Raw genomic sequence first — 19,594 nt, 5'->3', positions numbered from 1 at the left:
AATATTAAATTTTTGCTAATGCAAGATTGATAAAGGATAGTTCTTCTGCGGTAAGCGTGATGTCGATGGCCTGCGCATTTGCGATGGCCTGCTCTGCATTTCGGGCACCTGCCAAGACCACAGTGATCGCCGGCTGCAAACTAGTCCAGCGTAATACCAATTGGGAAAGCGTGACACCTTTGTTTGCGGCAATTGGACTGATGGTATCCAAGAAGGTCTTTACCTTGGCCAGATCAAATTGTTGGAAATAACCATTGCGGTGATCGTTTTCTTTTAATTTACCCGTATTGAAATATTTACCGGTTAACAAACCACGCTCCATAGGGCTATATACAATGATACCTAGATCATTTTCCTTTGCGTAAGGAACAAGGTCCTGTTCGATACCTCGGTTCAGCATGCTGTAACCAACTTGATTACTCGCTATTTTGAGGGTTTTTCGTGCTTCTGAAACTTGATAAACGCTATAATTGCTGACGCCGGCAGCACGGATCTTACCTTGTTGTAAAAGAAGATCCAAGGCTTCCATCGTTTCGGAAATCGGAGTCGTACTATCTGGCCAGTGAATCTGTAGTAGATCGATATAGTCGGTGCGTAAGCGTTTTAGGCTATTCTCTACTTCCTGAATTACACTAGCTTTTGATGCATATTTATAAACTGGAATAGTTTTACCAGCTTCTTCTGCGTCAAAGAAAAATTCACCTTTTCCTTGGTTACTACCGTCCCATACCAAACCAAATTTGGTCAATACCTGTATTTTGGTCCGATCATAACCTTGAATTGCCGCACCGATCATTTCTTCACTCAAACCAAAGCCATAAAACGGGGCTGTATCTAATGTAGTGACACCGTTGTCGATCGATGCTTTCACAGAATCAATAGAATCTTTCTTTTCATTGCCGCCCCACATGTTGCCGCCAATTGCAAAAGCTCCGTACGTAATTGCTGATAATTCTAAATCTGTTTTTCCTAATTTTCTGTATTCCATTTTTTATTTTTTATGTCTCTTGTTAAATTTTATTTGTCGTTCTGATGCACCTTTTTTTACTAAATAAATCTGTTCGAAAGGATGCTTACTATTATCAGAATGATTGATGGCACAAAGTTATAACGCTATTTTTTATTATTAAAATAATTTAAAATAGGTTATTCTATTATTTTTGTAATATAACACTAGCGTCTTTTTTTGAAAAGCGCCAGCAGATTTCTGTTAACTTTTTCTTGTACATTCCTACACAAACTAGTAGATTTATATAGTGTGGTAGGTCTTGTTAGTACTTACATTTTTATTGGGATAACCGTTCAGTAAAAGAATATCTATGCAAACAGTTGAACAATTTAAACCTGATGTGATTATTATCGGAGCGGGTTTAGCAGGGCTTACAGCAGCAATGGAGGTTACCAATGCTGGTAAGAAAGTGCTTCTTGTAGATCAGGAGACAGCTGAAAATCTTGGTGGTCAGGCCTATTGGTCCTTTGGTGGGCTTTTTCTTGTCAATTCATCTCAACAACGTCGTATGGGCATCAAGGATTCTTTTGAACTGGCTCGGCAGGACTGGATGGGAACTGCAGGATTTGACCGCGAGGAGGATTATTGGCCGCGACAATGGGCAGAGGCCTACCTGAAATTTGCGACGGAAGAGAAGGCTGCTTACGTCGCTCAGCTCGGTATTAAGCTGATGTTTATGGTCGGTTGGGCTGAGCGCGGTGACGGATCGGCCTCGGGGCATGGTAATTCCGTTCCTAGATTTCATGTTAGTTGGGGGACTGGAACTGGCGTTGTGAAACCTTTTGTGGATAAAGCTTTTGCTGCGCAGGAAAAAGGTCTGCTGCGGTTTTGCTTTCGACATCGCGTGACAAAATTGCTAACGCAAGATGGCGCGGTCATCGGAATTGCGGGCGATGTTTTGGAAGATGATAACAAAGCAAGGGGTGTTGCTACCAACAGAAATATTCTTGCAGCGTTTGAATATTATGCAGATCAGGTCGTTATTGCTTCGGGAGGGATTGGAGCAAATCATCAATTGGTACGCGAAAATTGGCCTGAACGATTAGGGAAAGCACCAGTGCAAATGATTTCAGGTGTTCCCGCCTATGTCGATGGAAAAATGATTGGAATTGCCGAAGAGGTTGGGGCTCATATGATAAACCGCGATCGCATGTGGCATTATACGGAAGGGATTGAAAATTGGAATCCAATATGGCCTATGCACGGCATCCGTATTTTACCTGGGCCGTCTTCATTGTGGTTTGATGCCCGCGGTAATAGGCTTCCAGCTCCTTATTTACCTGGATTTGATACCTTGGGTACACTCAGGCACCTGCAAGAGACAGGCTTTTCTTATTCCTGGTTTATCCTGACACAGAAGATTATCAAAAAGGAGTTTGCTCTTTCAGGTTCAGAACAGAATCCGGATATCACCAACAAGGATTATAGGTTATTTTTGAAACGCATTTTTGGGAAAAATGCACCTGGACCAGTTGAGGCTTTTAAGGAAAAGGGACCTGATTTTATTGTTTCGGACAATCTAAAGGATTTGGTCGCTCGTATGAATCGTTTGACAGGCGAAGATCTTTTGGATTATGAAACGATTAAAACGCAAATTGAAGCGCGTGACCGGGAGGTCGATAATAAGTTTTCAAAGGATACGCAAGTAAATTACATTCGAAATACACGAAACTACCTTGGTGATAAATTAGGTCGGGTGGCAGCCCTCCATAAAATCCTGGCGCCGGAAAATGGACCGCTCATTGCGGTACGTCTCCATGTGTTGACGCGTAAAACCTTAGGCGGTCTCAAAACGAATCTCCATTCGCAAGTACTAACAAAGGATAACAAGGTGATAGCGGGTTTGTATGCAGCAGGCGAGGTGGCTGGATTTGGTGGTGGCGGCATGCATGGTTATCGAGCGTTAGAAGGTACTTTCTTGGGCGGTTGTATATTCTCAGGCATGAAAGCCGGACAACATATTGCGCGTTTGCCAAAGGCAGCATTTACCTAAAAAATGTTTATGAAAGTCGATCCTTTTCTTTATAATGCCAGCTTTTCCATCCGATGTTGTTGCCGGATAGCGTCGGCCCAGGCCATCGGTGGTTACATTTAACGTTAAAACAACATTTCTAGTAGGCAATCAATGCGATGTTTGCCTATTCAGATCAGAGTAAGAAATTATTAAGTTTTTTTCTGGATAGAGCGCAGCGTTTGAAGAAGAACAGAAACGAGTACAAAAGCGAGCCCCACATAAAAGGAAGCATTGACTTGTTTGCCTTCGTTGAAGAATAAAAAAGCAATGATAATCGAATAGATGGGCTCAAGATTGAAACTCAAATTGACCGTAAATGCAGATAGCTTCTTGAGCGATTCGGCAAAAAGAACATAAAGACCAACCGTACAAAATAAAGACAGCAAGATTAAATAGATCCCATCAGAAAAGCTTGGTATAAAACGTTCGGTGGGAAATAAATAATAGAAAATAGGCAGTCCAAGTCCCAATACAATGGTGCCACTAAGCATTTGATAATAGTTGAGTAATTTACTATCATATTGTTTGACCAATCGCTCATTGTAGATGGTGTATAGGGCCGCGAAAATAGTTGAAATTACACCCAAAATAATGCCCACTTGATAAGAGCTATCAAAATGAAAGATTAAACTGATTCCGATCAAGGTCAACATGCTTAACATCAGCTGCGCCGCACTAAATCTTTTTTTATTGATGATAGGTTCTAGAATGGCTGTGAAAAAACTGGTCAGGCAATAGCACACTACGCCAATGGAAATATTGGAAAACTTGATACTTCCATAGAAAAATATCCAATGGATGGTGAGCAATAATCCACCTCTTGCAATATTCAGTATATCTTTTGTCGATTTTAATCGCTCAATCTTGAATAATTTGAGGACAACGAAAAGAATGAGTGTTGAAAGTAAAACCCTAAACCACACGAGTGGTATCTGATTGAGGGTAATGAGTTTGCCGAAAACTCCGGTGAAGCCTGCGAGCAGTACCGCGGTATGAAGTACTAAATATGATTTTTTCATAAGAAAAATGTCTTTCCCATAAAGGGAAATTTAAAAGCTAAATAAATAGTCAATCCTTGTATCATCCGAATTTGCTCCTGATCAGATGTCATTATTCGTTTGACATTGCGCTATGTTATTTTGCTGGTGGAGAAAGACAAGTTCTTCAGTCCATGGTTTTATGCTAGTTTTTAACAAATATAGAAATTATCTACGGTATTCAAAGTCCTTTATTTCAGCCATTTTGTTGGATTAATATTCTTCATCCTAAAGACTAAATCTTATATTAGTGATCTCACTAGGGGGATGCCCAAGATAATCGTCTTCCTAGTATTGAATATGCAATATCAATATAAACCAAACTAAACAATGAAGAGGAAAGAATTTATTCGAAATACGAGTCTGTTGGCTGCATCGGCACTTTTTGCACAGACGAAAGTATTCGGTTTTCAAGCTGATACGGTCCGTGTGGGGCTGATCGGTACCAACGGTATGGGTTGGTCTAATCTGAAGGCTATCTTGAAAGTACCAGGCGTGCAGTGTACGGCATTATGTGATGTCGATGAAAATGTTTTGAAGAATCGCGCTGAGGAACTAAAGAAACGCAATATTGATGTGAAGACTTACATCGATTATAAAGATCTTCTGAAAGCAAATGACGTTGATGTTGTTATTGTCGCTACGCCCGATCATTGGCATTGCATGCAAATGGTTGATGCTGTTGCGGCAGGAAAAGATGTATATGTCGAAAAACCAATTGGCAACTCCATTCGGGAATGTGAAATTATGGTTGCAGCTGCTAAAAAGTATAAACGTGTTGTACAGGTAGGGCAGTGGCAACGAAGCCAACAACATTTTAGAGATGCGATGGATTTTGTTCATAGCGGAAAATTGGGGAAGATACGCCTTGTTAAGGCTTGGGCTTATCAAGGTTGGATGAAGAGTATTCCGGTTCAGGCAGACGCTAATGTTCCTACTGGAGTACATTATGATAAATGGTTGGGGCCAGCCCCAAAACGTGCATTTAATCCCAATCGTTTTCACTTCAATTTCAGGTGGTATTGGGATTATGCGGGTGGCCTAATGACCGATTGGGGTGTACATATGTTGGATTATGCGCTGATCGGAATGAAAGTGTCAGATCCTGTTTCGGTAATGGCTGCTGGTGGTAAATTTGCTTATCCCGACGACGCCGCTGAAACACCAGATAGTCTAACAACGGTGTATGAGTTTGATGGATTTAATGTTCAATGGGAACAGGCGACAGGTATAGATTTGGGCCCTTATCAGAAGACTCACGGCGTTGCTTTCATTGGTAATAATGGTACCTTGGTCGTTAATCGTGAAGGCTGGGAAGTTATTCCCGAGAAAGGACGAATGGACGCTGTCTCTTTCCAACGTTCGCAGGACAATGGACTGGACAAGCATATGGTTAATTTCGTTGAAGCTGTTAGAAAGAAATCAGTAGAAGGTCTTCATGCTCCGATAGAAGCGGGGGCTCATATTGCGATATTCTCACAGATGGGAAATATTGCATACCGTTCTAAAAAGAAATTGTTTTGGGACAAACAAAAGCGCAGTTTCAATGATAAAGATGCGGACGGGTACTTAGTGAAAGTTTATCATAATGGCTATAATCTGCCTAAAGTGTAAGGAAATATGGGTATGAAAGGTATCGTATTGGGTCTCGCTCTGGCGACATTGTCTGCAAAGCAAGTTTCGGCGCAACAGATGGAAAAAATGTGGGATGGTCAAGGAGGAAAAAATTCCATTTCCCAAAATAGAGGGAAACTGTTCCGTGACGGCAAATATGCGATGTTTATCCATTGGGGAATCTATTCGCAGCTGGCAAATACCTGGAAGGGGAAAACGTTTTATGGCATAGGGGAATGGCTCATGAACAAGAGCATGGCCAATATCCCCGTCGCTGACTACATGGCCGCGGCGGCGTCATTTCATCCAGATCATTTTGACGCTAAGGCGATCGTACAGCTTGCAAAAGATGCGGGGATGCGCTATATCGTGATTACGAGCAAACATCACGATGGATTTTCGATGTTTCATTCGAAAGTGAATTCGTTTAATATTGTTGAGGCGACCGATTTTAAACGTGATCCGATGATTGAGCTCGCGAAAGCCTGTAAGGAAGCGGGGATCGGTTTTGGCTTCTATTATTCGCAAAATCAGGACTGGACTTATCCCGGCGGAAATGGAGGTCCCAAGGTGGACGCAGCCGGTCATTCGAAAACATTTGACGATTATTTTTGGGAGAAATGCTATCCTGAGGTGAACCAGATTACGACGCAGTATGGGCCGATAGAATTGGTCTGGTTCGATACGCCTGGTGGGATGGATAAGAAATACGCCCAAAAACTTGTCGAATTGGTTCATAAAAATCAACCTGGGGCTTACGTGTCGGGACGTGTTGGACACGGACTTGGTGATTATTCTACTTTGGGGGATATGGAAGTACCACGGCAGAATGTTCCAGGTCTTTGGGAGGCAGTCGATGTAACCAATGACTCTTGGGGGTATGCTTGGTACGACAATAATTGGAAGAGTGCCCGTGAAATCTTGTCTCGTACATTGTCGACTATTAGCCGGGGCGGGACTTACATGTTAAATGTTGGGCCTAAACCAGATGGGACTATTCCTGAGCCAGCGAGCTTAGCTTTGCGTGGTGCTGGTGCGTGGATCCGAAAGTATCCAGCGGCCGTTTATGGTGCGCAAGCTTCACCTTGGGGGCACGCTTTGCCTTGGGGGGATGCTACTGTACAAGGACGTAAAATTTCATTATTGGTCTATCACTGGCCAACTAATGGAAAGTTGTTTGTTCCGGGCCTAACAAAGGGGATAACGTCGATCAATCTTTTAAACGCAGATGGGAAGAAAAAGTTAAATTATACGACCGATGGAAAATGGTTGGAGATCAATATCCCATCGGTAGCTCCAGATCCACTGGTTTCTGTGATTGAGGTCGTTATGCAGGGGACACCTCTTATTGATAAAATGTTGGGTGTCGATCCGGCGATGGAGACAATTCTTCCTGTAGACTTTGCCGAAGTTGAAGGATGCCATAAAACCGGGAAATCCTGGATGGAGAAATTCGGTGAATGGAAACATGTGGTTCAAGTAGGGCAATGGACTGGTCAAAGTAAACTAACGTATGCTATAGACATTGTTAAGCCAGGCTATTATCAAGTTGATCTAAATTATACGGGGCAGGGGAGAGTGGTGTGGAAGATTGAAAACTCGACTGGAGAGATCGTGCAGAATCAACAAGCCGCCGCTTCTGGGTATAATTGGTACCCATGGGGATGGATGAAATTTAAAGCCCCAGGAAGATACAGCGTTACTGTTTCATTTCTTGAAGGTGATGGTGACAAGGTCAGTCTCAGTGCACTTCGATTTAAACCTGTAGAATAGGCTGCTGCTGTCTATTTTACAGGTTTTTCAGTCATCAATTTCTGTGCTTTCTGCCTTAATTGATGATATTCCCAAAAAAATCAAACAGGGATTTTTAGGCAGGCATTCGATTCAGCTAGTCTTGCATAAGAGTCTGTATTTTCTCAATAGAATCCTCATTCTCCAAAAACTCAAGATACGGTAACAAAGGTTCGATATCTTTTTTGTCCATTGTTTCTATGTCTTCAAATAAAGCATTTACAAAATCACTGCAAAAAGATTTGCCAAAGCTATACGTGATGATTCTCGCAAGATCATCACAATCGATTTCCGTGGCATTCAGATTAAATACAAGTTCAGGTATTTCGTAGTCGCCTTCTGCCGGATAGCCGATATACCTAAACATGCTTTCCTTCCATACACGAAATAGAATTTGATGCGAGACATGTTTTCCAAAGTATTCGAACACCTTGGAAAGTAGATCGCAAGCTGCCTCCTTCTCAAAAACACCGGTAATGCTTTTGTCTATCAATTCAGCATAAGGAATGAAAATCGAGCTATTGAAATGAACATCAAAATTAGCGGTAAGCATAGCCAATATATGTTCTTTGGGCTGGATTCTTAGAAGTTGTCTTGCTGTTAATGAGGTTAAGTTGTGCTTTTGTTCTCGACCGTGGCTATCGGGGAGGAGCACGGTGTGTTCTTTGTCGAGGAGCGAGATGACGAATTTCCAGTCTTCGGGCCTTTTGAGAATCCTGCAGTTCTGAGCGAGATAACCGCTTCTTTTTGGGTCAGGTTTCTTGTCTCCGACAATAACTTCTCCAGGTTGAATAACATGTCCTGGAGGAACTTTAAACCTGCGTATATGCACAAAGAGTTCTTCTCCGGAAGGTAACGCAAGAGTACCAAATCCTTTGTTATTGTCGAACCATTTGACAGCGCCGATAAACATGGCTGGAGTTGAGTTTTGTTTCAATAGCATAAAGGTAATGAATAAATGCATTTATTATGCATTGAAAATGAAATATTTGTAATTATTTGCCGTGAAAGACTTTTAACGGATCCGATGGATTCTTAGTCTACATGGTTAAGAACGCTTTCTAAACAGCCAAAATGTTCGTAATTTCAATAGAAAGCGACAATCAAATTAGTGGGACGGAATTGGACAGGAGTCAAAAGGCGTTTTGAAAAATCGATTGAGAGAATAATTTCATAGCATTTTTTGTCGCCTAGGCGTAATTTTGAGCTAACTTAATCTGTTGAAATCTGTTCTATAAAATCGTTCAATAATATAACGTATCCTATGCAGTCTGTAATTGTCAAATCTATTCTCAATAAAACAAAACAAAGAGATCCTTGGTTTCTTGACGATTACACCGTTAACCCTTATAGCGGATGCTCGTTCAATTGTTTATATTGTTATATCAGAGGTAGTAAATATGGTATTAATATGGCCGAAAAGCTAAGTGTAAAGCGCAATGCGGTGGATTTGTTGGACCGAGCCCTAGCGCTTCGTGCCCGTAAAAAACAATATGGAATAATTGTATTGTCGTCTGCAACGGATCCTTATTTGCAATTTGAGCAAACCGAGCTACTGACGCGGCAATTATTGGAAATTATACTACATTATCGTTTTCCAGTGCATATTATCACCAAATCGGATCTAGTAAGTCGGGATTTTGATTTGTTGAAGCAGATCGATGCTGAAGCGATACTTCCATTGGATCTGCAGGGTAAATTGACACATCGCGCTTTTATTACTTTTTCCTTTTCAACCATCGATATGGAAATTGCCAGCATATTTGAACCAGGTGCACCATCGCCTGAGCTTCGTTTGGATACATTGAGTGAAGCACGTAAGATGGGATTGTGTAGTGGCGTAAGTTTAATCCCTTTGTTGCCCTTTATTTCGGATACCGGAACTCATCTTGATCAGATGTTTGGGACTTTTCGATCCATTGATGCAAATTATATTTTTCCAGCAACCTTGGCCTTGTATGGTTCTGATCCTGGTGACAATCGGACGTTGGTTATGCGTGCGGTTGAAAAACACTATCCACAACTCGTGGAAAAATATCAACGATTGTTTGGTGCGGACGGCAAACTTCCTAGCTATTATCGACAGGCATTTGCGGAAAAGGTTAAGGGACTATGTCTGCAATATGGACTTAGGGACCGGCTGACGAATAATGATCCCTTATAAATTCCTGGGTATTTTTGGCGGTTGATCAATACCAAAGTAGCTTTTTCTCCTTCTCTGTGATGTGTGTTAAGTTGAGCCTTTTGCGTTTTTTCCTTATTAATAGGCCATTTAAGTTGAATGTGATGGTCTTGATTCTAATCTTTTTAATAAAGCAATCTTATTCCGTAATAAATACAGGTTTTTAGGTATGCTAACTGTTTGAATTTTAGCTTTTAATTGTATGTTTTCGCCCTGACTAAGACCGATAGAAAACAAATGTATTGGATAAAGGATTTTTTATGACGAAGTTTTACGTTAAAACGAAGAAAATAATTAACCTAATTGTTTAAGTGTTTTGTGAAATAAGTGATCCCTCGCTTTGTTGTTTTTTGTATTGTATTGTTTCAAATATGTTACATTTTATTTCGTATAAGGTTTTTGTGAATATTATTTGTTTAATATTATTTAACATGTTGATTGATAGTGTTTTGATTCATTATGTCAAACTGATTGGTTCTTTGTTTTATTAAAAAATTAAAAAAGACATTCTGTTTCGTGTTAAAATTGTATTATCTTAATATTGATTTAACCAATTGTCGTTTAATTGTTTAGTAATGCTTTGTTAATAATTTACAAATATTAAATAACCTTTCTTTGTAACCGAAGAAAAACAAAACCAAATTCATGAAAACGAAACACGTATTACTTCCTGTAATGATCGGGATGTCTCTCGGCGCGTGGGCCAAGAGCAAACCTGTCTTTCTGACATCTATTCCGGATGTTGAAATTTCCGCCAAATTTCAGGGGCCTATTCGAGGCATTGTAAAAACAGCAACCGGTGAACCTATCTCGGGTGTGTCAATTTTTAATTCAACTACTGGCAAAACTACGCAAACTGACCAAGAAGGTGCTTTTGTCATCGAAGGGAAAACTGGGCATACATTGCGCTTGTCGATGATCGGTTTTGAAACACAGCACGTAAAAGTAGAGGCAATACCTTTAACCATTCAGTTAGTTTCGACAGATCAATCCCTTGATGAAGTAATTGTTGTCGGGTATGGTAAGCAAAAAAAGGTAAACTTAACAGGTGCTGTTACACAGATTGATGCGAAGATACTTGAAAATCGCCCAGTTGCCAATGCAACTCAAGCTTTGCAGGGAGCAATACCAAATTTGAATATTACATTTACCAATGGTAGGCCAGGAGGGGAAGGAAATGTTAATATCCGGGGTTTTGCTTCGATAAACTCAGCTAATGCACAACCCCTTATTCTCATTGATGGGGTTCCGGGTAATATCAATACAATCAATCCGCGTGATATTGAATCGATATCGGTTTTAAAAGACGCTTCTGCGGCAGCGATTTATGGCGCTCGTGGGGCATTTGGTGTTATGCTCGTAACAACTAAAAAAGGAAAGGCCGGAAAAATGAACATTAATTATAGTAATAATTTTGGTTGGTCTGGACTGACGGTGCGGACAGATTTTATGACGAGCGGTTATGATGCTGCTAAACTAAATGATGAAGCTTTTATTCGTGCCACCGGTAATAGTTATACGGGATATACAGAAGATGACTATGCTGAACTATTGAAACGAAAAACAGATCCTAGTCTGCCTTCCGTAGTGGTTCAGAATAGAAATGGAAAAGATCAATATGTATATTATGGCAATACAGATTGGTGGAATGAGATGTATCGAAAAACACAGACCTCAATGGAACATTCGTTAAATTTCTCTGGCGGTAGTGAAAAAATTGATTACTATGTGTCGGGGCGACTTTATGAAAAAGGGGGGCTAATGAAAATTAACCAAGATAAATTCGATGCTTATAATGTTCGATCGCGCATAAATGCGCAGGTTACCCCTTGGTTGAAGGTAAGTGCAAATACCCAGCTGAATTACCAAAACTACACCTATCCAGGATGGGCGACAAGTCCAGATAATAACAATAATTTTATTTCAACAACGGTACACGCTTTACCATCTTATGTGCCCATGAATCCCGATGGTACCGCAACCTATAGGACGGAACTGAACAATTATAATATTGGCGATGGTATATATGCAGATTTGTTGCATGGAAAGTCAAAAGGTGGCGAGGATAAATATGAGTTTATCAATATGTTTGAGACTGTATTTCAGTTGGCGCCAAACTTGACCTTAACGGGTAATTATACCTTTACTTATAATCCGATCCATAACTGGAATAGAAGAACGGCCGCTCCTTGGTCTGTTTTTCCTGGTGTGATCAATTACTTGGGAAATGATACCTATACCGAAACGATCATCAATAGGCCAAAACATTCACTCAACCTATTCGCCAATTATAGCAAGCAATTTGGAGATCATCAGTTTGCCGCCACGGTAGGCTTTAACCAGGAAACCACAGGATACAAACGAATCGGCGGTACGCATACTAATTTGCTGTCGGAGGATTTGAATGATTTTGCGCTGGGGACTGGTCAAATGCAGTTACTCGGGAATGCAAATACCTGGGCATTACGAGGCTATTTTGGAAGGTTGAATTACAATTATAAAGGGAAGTACCTGTTGGAGGTGAATGGTCGCTACGATGGAACGTCTAAATTTCCATCCAGTCAGCGATATGGTTTTTTTCCCTCTTTCTCGGGCGGATGGCGGATTTCGGAAGAGTCGTTTATGGCTAATCTGAAACCAGTTTTAAATGAAGCTAAATTTAGAGTCTCCTATGGGGCGTTGGGTAACGCACAGGAAGCTACTGAGTATGGTTACATCCAATTGTTGAATGCGGGATTGTCCAATTACATAACCAATGGTACAAAAACACAATATCTGAGTGCACCAACTCCAATTTCGGCTGATTTAACCTGGGAGAGAACGAATACATTAAATTTCGGAACAGATCTCGAATTTTTTAGAACTCGATTGAGTGTATCTGCTGACTATTTTATTCGAAATACGCTCGATATGTTGATCCCGGGCAAAACATTGCCAGCGGTTTTTGGTTCGGCGTCGCCTCGGACAAACGCTGGAGACCTAAGAAATAAAGGCTGGGAGGTTTCTGTGGCTTGGCGTGATCAATTTGACTTGGATGGAAAATCTTTTGGCTATAATATTGGGTTGGGATTGTCGGATTCTAAAGCGAAGATCACACGTTTTGACAATAAGGAAATGCTGCTAAGTAACTATTATGTCGGCCAGACTTTGGGCGAAATTTGGGGGTATAAGGCTGATGGTTTTTTTCAGTCTCAGGCGGAAATCGACAATTGGAAAGTTAACCAGGATTATGTGGATAAACAACGATTGGCAGCACCGGGAGACTGGTCCAAGCTTCATCCTGGAGATTTGAAATTTGTTGATATTGGTGGAAAGGATGGCGTTCCGGATGGAAAGGTTGATGCTGGAGACAATACATTGATGAACCCTGGGGATCAAGTGATCATTGGGAACAACAGAGCCCGTTATACATTTGGTTTTAATTTGGGGGCAAATTGGCAAGGATTCGATATTTCGGCCTTCTTTCAGGGGATAGGTCGACAACATTGGTGGCCTGGAGCAAATGCAGATAAGTTTTGGGGACCATACTCAAGACCGTACTATTCGTTTGTGCCGAAGGATTTTGAACAGGATATTTGGACGCCTGAAAATACAGATGCCTATTATCCATTGTTAAGAGGCTATATTGCCTTGAATGATCGTGGATCTTTGAACGTCAAATCGGATCGTTACTTACAGGATTTGGCCTATATACGACTAAAAAATCTAACCGTAGGCTATACGGTTCCTCAGGCCTGGCTAAAGCACGTGAAATTGGCCAATGCGCGGATTTATGTGTCTGGTGAAAATATTTGGACTGCGACTAAGCTCCGTTCCAAATATATTGATCCCGAACAGTCGGCTCAAGAGGTCAACGGAAGATCATATCCAATCTCTAAAACATTTTCATTTGGTCTAGATTTAACATTTTAATAGTATGAAAAAGATAGTATATATATATGCATTGTTGAGCTGTGGCATGATGGCTTGTAGCAAAGATTATTTGGAACGTTTGCCTGAATCGTCAGTTACTCCTGAGGCTTCCTTTAAAACAGAAAAGGATTTGGCGTTATTTACAAAGTCATTTTATGATGCCGCACTACCTTCGGCCGAAGGAGTTTATAACGAATCGGTCGATAATATCGTTAAGACAACATTGGATGATGAATTGACCGGAAAAAGACAGGTTCCGATAAGTGGCGGTGGATGGACTTGGGCAAATCTTCGTAATATCAATTACTTTTTGGCGAATTGCTTTAATACAGTTTCAGAAACGACTGCTGCGCCCTATGCTGCCGAGGCGCGCTTTTTTAGGGCATATTTTTATTTCGATAAACTGAAACGTTTTGGAGATGTGCCCTGGTATGACAAGGTCATTGATCAAAATGACGAAGAACAACTTAAGAAGGCGAGGGATCCGAGAACTTTGGTTGTATCAAACATTCTCGCTGATCTGGACTATGCGATTGCCAATCTACCGGCTACCAAAAGTGATGAAAAAGTGACCAAATGGACTGCATTGGCCTTAAAGTCCCGGGTCGCACTTTTTGAAGGAACATTTCGTAAATATCATACAGAATTTAATTTACCCGATGCAAACGGCCTGTTGGAGAAGGCGGCCGATGCAGCCAGCAAGCTTATGGAGGGAGCGCAATACAGCGTATACAATGCCGCGGGAACAGACTCTTATGGTGCATTGTTTTATAGTGTTAATAGTTTGCCACAAGAGGTTATTTTAGCGCGGAAATTCTCGGATGCTTTGCAAATCTGGCACAATGTAAATTATTATACGATTACAGCTTCCTACGGAAAACCCGGATTGGATAAAAATTTGGTGGATTCTTACCTGATGAAAGATGGAACGAGATTTACCGATAAATCAAATTACCAAACAATGACGTTTAAGGAGGAGGTCCTAAATCGCGATCCACGTCTAAGCCAGACGATTCGTACGCCGGGCTATAAGCGTATTGGAGGTGCCGCTGCTGTTGCTCCGAACTTTGGGAATTCAGTGACGGGATATCAATTGATCAAATTTGTGGGAGATGTAAAGTATGATAACTTCAATCGTTCTGAAAATGATATGCCGATTTTTAGGTATGCCGAGGTTTTATTAAATTATGCTGAAGCGAAAGCAGAGTTAGGCACATTGAGCCAGGCCGATTTGGACAAATCAATTAAGTTGTTGCGCGATCGTGTAGGCATGCCAAATCTAAATCTGCAGGCGGCTAAATCAAATCCAGATGCATTTTTAGCGAAAGACTATCCGAATGTAGTTGGTGATATGAAGGGGGTACTATTGGAAATAAGAAGAGAACGCCGTATTGAATTGGTGATGGAATCTTTCCGTTGGGATGATATCTTAAGATGGAAAAGCGGCCAGTTGGTCACGAGACAATTTAAAGGGATGTATTTTCCGGGTACAGGCAAGTTTGATTTAGATAATGATGGTAAAGATGACGTTTGGATTTATGAAGGTGACAAGCCGAGTGCCTCGGGAATTCAGCTATTGAAATTGGGCTCGGAAATCTTATTGGAAAATGGGAATAAAGGAAATGTGATTATTAATGCGCATATCAAAAAAGTTTTCGATGAAAAGAAAGACTATTTATATCCAATTCCTGTCCAAGAACGACAATTAAATCCTAACCTTACCCAAAATCCAAACTGGGGAGAATAATACACCTTAAAAAATGCGATCAGTGGTCGAGTGCTTCTCCCGCTGATCGTATTTTTAATATTACGATATGTTTTTTTTAACTAGCTGTATTTTAACTATATATGTTGTGAAAAATGCGTTTAATTTATTTTTCGTACCTTTGTATCGTCAAAAGACAGAATGGCGTGAGTTTATTCCGCTATGGCTTTGTGCCTTTGGCACAGCCTAGGTTGTTCGTTATACTTGTTGAAGTATATTTTGGAGATGCTTTATAAATGGAGCATTTCGTCTTTAAAAGATTAGTTTCTTTTTCATCATTGCTCTTACCGAACCGAGAGTAAAGTATGTTAGTTAATAAGTTGATTGAACTGTACGAGTAAGATTTCGATCAAACGGACTCAACTGTAGGGATATTTTTTATTTGTAAGAAAATAGCGTAGGCGTATGGCCTTAGTGGATCACTTATGCCCTTTTGGTTTATTTATGTTTAAAAAAATTAAAGAATGGATAAAACAAGCAAGGTAAAAGTAAAAGTTGAAGACTTGGTACTTGTTTTTGGAAAGCAAAAGAAACAAGCTCTGCACTTACTGAACGAGGGTTTCTCGAAGAAGGATATTTTAGCGAAAACGGGCTGTACTATTGGGATTAACAAAGCTAATTTTGAAATCTTCGAGGGGGAATTTTTCGTTATAATGGGGCTTTCGGGAAGTGGGAAATCTACCCTGCTCCGTTGTCTGAATCGATTGAACGAACCGACATCAGGAAAGGTTTATATCAATGGTGAGGATATAACAGGGAAAAATAATAAAGATCTTCTTGAAGTCCGTCGAACAGAAATGAGTATGGTCTTTCAAAAGTTTGGTCTGTTGCCACATCATACCGTGTTGAGCAATGCTGCTTTCGGTTTAGAACTACGAGGGGAAGAACGGGACAAACGGGAATCTAAAGCGCAGCAAGCGCTTGATGTCGTCGGGCTCAGTGGATTTGAACAACAGCTACCTTCTCAGTTATCGGGTGGTATGCAACAGCGGGTTGGACTGGCTCGGGCACTTGCAAATGATCCTGAAGTACTACTGATGGATGAGGCATTTTCAGCTCTGGATCCCCTGATTAAAACAGAAATGCAAGATCAGTTACTGGAGTTGCAGGATAATCTACAAAAAACAATCGTATTTATTACCCATGATCTCGATGAAGCGATCAAATTGGGCGATCGTATTGCTATTATGAAAGATGGTGTCATCGAACAGATCGGTACTGCGGAAGATATCTTGACAAATCCAGCAAGTGAGTATGTTAAAGCCTTTGTTGAAAAAGTGGATCGCAAGTCGATCATTTCGGCAGGTTCACTGATGTTTGAGAAACCTACTGTTGTACGTTTCAAAAAAGATGGCCCTGAGGGGGCGCTGCGGAAAATGCGGGCGACAGGAATTGAAATTCTCCCCGTAGTCGATGCGCATGATACTTTCCTTGGTTTTGTTCATATGAGTGAAGTCATTCAATCGGCAAAGCGTAGGGAACCCACCGTAGAATCCATTATACATGCCAACGTTCCAACCGTATCAAAAGAGGTGACCGTTGAAGAAATGTTGCCCCTGATATCGGAGATCCGGTCGCCAATCGCTGTGGTGAATGAACATAATCGTTTGTTGGGGATCGTAACACAGACATCGTTGATTATCGAAGCGACAAAGTATAATGAAGAAGAAATTATTGAATTAAAAGAGAAAGCAAATAATCAGTAGAAATGAATAAAGTAATCGATATAGGACAATACATCGCTGTAGCCGTCAATTGGCTGACAGATCATTTAGAGCCATTTTTTAACCTGATAAAAAATACAGGGAATGCATCCATTATTGGACTGGAATGGGTGTTAACAACGATACCTTTTTTTATTATCATCGCATTATTTACAGCATTAGCCTGGTGGAAATCTGGGAAAGGGGTCGCACTGACGACATTGTTGGGATTAACATTGATCTATCTGATGGGATTTTGGATTGCAACGATGGAGACTTTGGCGCTGGTATTGGTCGCTACCTTGACAGCCTTGGTTATATCAGTTCCTTTGGGTGTGTGGGCCGCGAAGAATAAACTAACAGCGAAAATCATTCGGCCCTTACTTGATTTAATGCAGACGATGCCTGCCTTTGTTTACTTGATTCCAGCGGTGTTATTTTTTAGTATCGGTAAAGTCCCGGGAGCTTTTGCTACCATTATTTTCGCTATGCCACCTGCCGTCCGTTTGACGACTTTAGGGATTGATGCGGTTCCAAAAGATATCGTTGAAGCTGCACGTTCATTTGGCGCGACCAATAGTCAGATCTTATTTAAAGTAGAACTGCCCTTGGCTACAAAAACAATCTTAGCAGGGATCAATCAGACCATATTACTGTCTTTATCTATGGTTGTTATTGCCGGAATGATTGCTGCTGGTGGCTTGGGAGAAAAAGTGCTTGAGGGTATTAATAACTTGGATATTGGTCTTGGTTTTGAAAGTGGTTTGTCCGTTGTGATTCTCGCTATTATTTTGGATCGAATCACGCAGGGCTTTGTAAAAAAGAAAGCATAGTATGAGGAAAATAAAAAGTATGGTATTGTGTCTGATGGTGTTGTTGCTTGCGTCATGCAGCACAGGTCGGAATAAAAATATTATTCATATCGGTATGGTCGATGGCTGGGCCGAAGGGGTCGCAATGACAGAGGTCGCAAAAGTTATTATGGAAGAAAAGGGATATCATGTCGTTATCCAACGAGCTACGCCCGATATGATCTTAGCCTCTATGAACAATGGCGACACAGATCTATATATGGATGTCTGGCTGCCATTGACTCATGGAACTAAAGTGGCTAAATTTCCAAATATTGAAGAGCTCGGAACGAGTTATAGCCATGCGCGGAATGGACTTGTTGTGCCAGATTATGTAACAATTGATCGGATTGAAGAGTTGAGAAAACATGAACGAGAATTTGATAAAAGGATTATCGGTATAGAAAAGGGTGCTGGAATAACACGTGCTGTAGATCAAGTGATCAAAGAATATGAACTCGATTATAAACATGTGAATTCATCTACGGTTGCCATGATTACGGAATTGCAAAACGCGATTAAAGCAAAACGATGGATTGTGGTAGCTGGCTGGCAACCACATTGGATGTTTGCTAAAATGAAATTGAAGTTTTTGGAGGATCCTAAAAAGACATTGGGTGATGCCGAGCAAATCAAAATTTTTGCACGAGGAGACTTTCGCATGGAGCAACCGGAGCTTGCCCAATTTTTTTCCAAAGTCTACTTTGATGAATCGACAATGGCTGATTTGTTATCACAAATGCAAGGAAGCCAAAACAAAACAGATGCGGCAAAAGAATGGATCAAGAAACATAACGATCTCGTAAAGGACTGGTTAGAGTAAACTGCGGCAATTCATAGTTATCGATGAACGCAGCGCTTTTGCTTTTGCAAAATAGCGCAAGATTCTTTTCGTGTGGATTTTGGCAAAAATGGGATTTGTGTCTCTTGAGTCAAAACGTTATTTTTATGGTTTGGATCGTAGTTCCTTACTGCGAACTACACATCATGACGAATATGGAGGAGCAAAAAATTATTTTGGTTGAAGATGAGCAGGATGTTGCCGATTTGATCGTACAAGGCTTAGGCGAAGATGGTTATAGGGTTATTCATCTGGGGCGTTCGGAAGGTCTGGAACAGCTCTTGGCGAAGCAAGATGTCTCCCTTGTGCTACTGGACATTCTTTTGCCAGGAACTAATGGACTGGATATTTGTAAGCAGATCAGGCAGTGGGGCTATACAGATTTACCTGTTATGATGCTGACTGCACTTGGAACTCCAGAGAATGTGGTGCTCGGACTCGATAATGGTGCTGATGATTATCTTTCCAAACCCTTTAAGCTCATTGAATTGAAGGCTCGGATACGTTCATTGATCCGTAGACAACAGTCTATCGTACAGGCAACGCAACGTGAATTGCTACCTTCGAAAGACACATTTAGTTATGGTTTTCTGCGTATCGATGATTATAAAAAAATAGCCTATTGTGACGGGCAGGAACTCAATTTGACAAGTACCGAGTATCGTTTGCTTTTGTTGTTTATTCAGAGCCCCAAAAAGGTATTTGAGCGCACGGAGCTTTTGGACAAAATATGGGGTATAAATTTCGATATCGGATCAAATGTTGTCGATGTTTATGTGAATTATCTGAGAAAAAAGATTGAAAAAGTAACGAGCAAAAAAGCGATCCATACGGTTATTGGTATGGGATATGTTTTAAAAATAGAAGACTGAATA

Annotated in this window: 13 protein-coding genes; 10 read left to right on the top strand and 3 right to left on the bottom strand. The window is 40.9% G+C overall.

Translation table 11 applies throughout. The annotated features are described in order from the left end of the window. Positions 1-4 precede the first annotated feature (4 nt). A complete protein-coding gene (locus tag B3E92_RS21405; RefSeq protein ID WP_112376052.1) occupies positions 5-988 on the bottom strand; it encodes an aldo/keto reductase in 984 nt (327 codons plus the stop codon). Positions 989-1,319: 331 nt separating this feature from the next. On the opposite strand from B3E92_RS21405, the gene B3E92_RS21400 reads away from it, so the two are divergent. Then, positions 1,320-3,002: an FAD-binding dehydrogenase gene (locus tag B3E92_RS21400; RefSeq protein WP_286898236.1), complete on the top strand. Its 1,683-nt coding sequence runs from the start codon at positions 1,320-1,322 to the stop codon at positions 3,000-3,002. Positions 3,003-3,172: 170 nt separating this feature from the next. Here the strand turns inward: B3E92_RS21400 and B3E92_RS21395 are convergent, their stop codons facing one another. Next, a complete protein-coding gene (locus tag B3E92_RS21395) occupies positions 3,173-4,042 on the bottom strand; it encodes a DMT family transporter (RefSeq protein WP_204991028.1) in 870 nt (289 codons plus the stop codon). Between the two features lie 348 nt (positions 4,043-4,390). Between B3E92_RS21395 and B3E92_RS21390 the strand changes: the two genes are divergently transcribed. Together B3E92_RS21390 and B3E92_RS21385 are read left to right on the top strand one after the other, a co-directional pair. Then, entirely contained in the window at positions 4,391-5,674 is a 1,284-nt protein-coding gene (locus tag B3E92_RS21390) for a Gfo/Idh/MocA family protein (RefSeq protein ID WP_286898235.1), read from the top strand. 12 nt (positions 5,675-5,686) lie between these two features. Then, positions 5,687-7,447, top strand: a complete 1,761-nt coding sequence (locus B3E92_RS21385) for an alpha-L-fucosidase (RefSeq protein WP_286898234.1) — start codon at positions 5,687-5,689, stop codon at positions 7,445-7,447. A 115-nt stretch (positions 7,448-7,562) separates the two neighbouring features. Here the strand turns inward: B3E92_RS21385 and B3E92_RS21380 are convergent, their stop codons facing one another. Beyond that, positions 7,563-8,429 carry a cold-shock protein gene (locus tag B3E92_RS21380; protein WP_286898233.1) on the bottom strand — a complete coding sequence of 289 codons (867 nt, stop codon included), beginning with the start codon at positions 8,427-8,429 and terminating at the stop codon, positions 7,563-7,565. Positions 8,430-8,729: 300 nt separating this feature from the next. Here B3E92_RS21380 and B3E92_RS21375 point away from each other — a divergent pair, with 300 nt between their 5' ends. From B3E92_RS21375 to B3E92_RS21345, 7 genes are all read left to right on the top strand, one after another. Next, positions 8,730-9,629: an SPL family radical SAM protein gene (locus B3E92_RS21375; protein WP_286898231.1), complete on the top strand. Its 900-nt coding sequence runs from the start codon at positions 8,730-8,732 to the stop codon at positions 9,627-9,629. A 663-nt stretch (positions 9,630-10,292) separates the two neighbouring features. Next, positions 10,293-13,559, top strand: a complete 3,267-nt coding sequence (locus B3E92_RS21370) for a SusC/RagA family TonB-linked outer membrane protein (protein WP_286898229.1) — start codon at positions 10,293-10,295, stop codon at positions 13,557-13,559. A 4-nt stretch (positions 13,560-13,563) separates the two neighbouring features. After that, positions 13,564-15,306, top strand: coding sequence for a RagB/SusD family nutrient uptake outer membrane protein (locus B3E92_RS21365; RefSeq protein WP_070567962.1), 1,743 nt, complete (start codon positions 13,564-13,566; stop codon positions 15,304-15,306). A 482-nt stretch (positions 15,307-15,788) separates the two neighbouring features. After that, on the top strand, positions 15,789-17,030 hold the full coding sequence (locus tag B3E92_RS21360; RefSeq protein WP_046675375.1) for a quaternary amine ABC transporter ATP-binding protein: 1,242 nt from the start codon (positions 15,789-15,791) through the stop codon (positions 17,028-17,030). Positions 17,031-17,032: 2 nt separating this feature from the next. Further along, a complete protein-coding gene (locus tag B3E92_RS21355; RefSeq protein WP_286898227.1) occupies positions 17,033-17,860 on the top strand; it encodes an ABC transporter permease in 828 nt (275 codons plus the stop codon). 1 nt (position 17,861) lies between these two features. After that, complete coding sequence (locus B3E92_RS21350) at positions 17,862-18,701, top strand: glycine betaine ABC transporter substrate-binding protein (protein ID WP_286898224.1); 840 nt, start codon at positions 17,862-17,864, stop codon at positions 18,699-18,701. A gap of 125 nt (positions 18,702-18,826) precedes the next feature. After that, positions 18,827-19,591 (top strand): response regulator transcription factor, encoded by a 765-nt coding sequence (locus B3E92_RS21345; protein WP_236560243.1) that lies wholly within the window; start codon positions 18,827-18,829, stop codon positions 19,589-19,591. Positions 19,592-19,594 lie beyond the last annotated feature (3 nt).

The organism is Sphingobacterium sp. UBA6317, assembly GCF_002440385.1.
GTDB lineage: Bacteria > Bacteroidota > Bacteroidia > Sphingobacteriales > Sphingobacteriaceae > Sphingobacterium > Sphingobacterium multivorum.
Note: the sequence above shows the minus strand (reverse complement) of the source record. Positions and strands in the feature narration are given on the sequence as shown.

Bases quoted from the DNA above. Each gene is read 5' to 3' on its own strand.
- B3E92_RS21395 (WP_204991028.1), bottom strand. From the start codon at position 4,042: ATGAAAAAATCATATTTAGTACTTCATACCGCGGTACTGCTCGCAGGC.
- B3E92_RS21360 (WP_046675375.1), top strand. From the start codon at position 15,789: ATGGATAAAACAAGCAAGGTAAAAGTAAAAGTTGAAGACTTGGTACTT.
- B3E92_RS21350 (WP_286898224.1), top strand. From the start codon at position 17,862: ATGAGGAAAATAAAAAGTATGGTATTGTGTCTGATGGTGTTGTTGCTT.
- B3E92_RS21370 (WP_286898229.1), top strand. From the start codon at position 10,293: ATGAAAACGAAACACGTATTACTTCCTGTAATGATCGGGATGTCTCTC.
- B3E92_RS21390 (WP_286898235.1), top strand. From the start codon at position 4,391: ATGAAGAGGAAAGAATTTATTCGAAATACGAGTCTGTTGGCTGCATCG.
- B3E92_RS21375 (WP_286898231.1), top strand. From the start codon at position 8,730: ATGCAGTCTGTAATTGTCAAATCTATTCTCAATAAAACAAAACAAAGA.
- B3E92_RS21405 (WP_112376052.1), bottom strand. From the start codon at position 988: ATGGAATACAGAAAATTAGGAAAAACAGATTTAGAATTATCAGCAATT.
- B3E92_RS21400 (WP_286898236.1), top strand. From the start codon at position 1,320: ATGCAAACAGTTGAACAATTTAAACCTGATGTGATTATTATCGGAGCG.
- B3E92_RS21385 (WP_286898234.1), top strand. From the start codon at position 5,687: ATGAAAGGTATCGTATTGGGTCTCGCTCTGGCGACATTGTCTGCAAAG.
- B3E92_RS21365 (WP_070567962.1), top strand. From the start codon at position 13,564: ATGAAAAAGATAGTATATATATATGCATTGTTGAGCTGTGGCATGATG.
- B3E92_RS21345 (WP_236560243.1), top strand. From the start codon at position 18,827: ATGGTTTGGATCGTAGTTCCTTACTGCGAACTACACATCATGACGAAT.
- B3E92_RS21380 (WP_286898233.1), bottom strand. From the start codon at position 8,429: ATGCATTTATTCATTACCTTTATGCTATTGAAACAAAACTCAACTCCA.
- B3E92_RS21355 (WP_286898227.1), top strand. From the start codon at position 17,033: ATGAATAAAGTAATCGATATAGGACAATACATCGCTGTAGCCGTCAAT.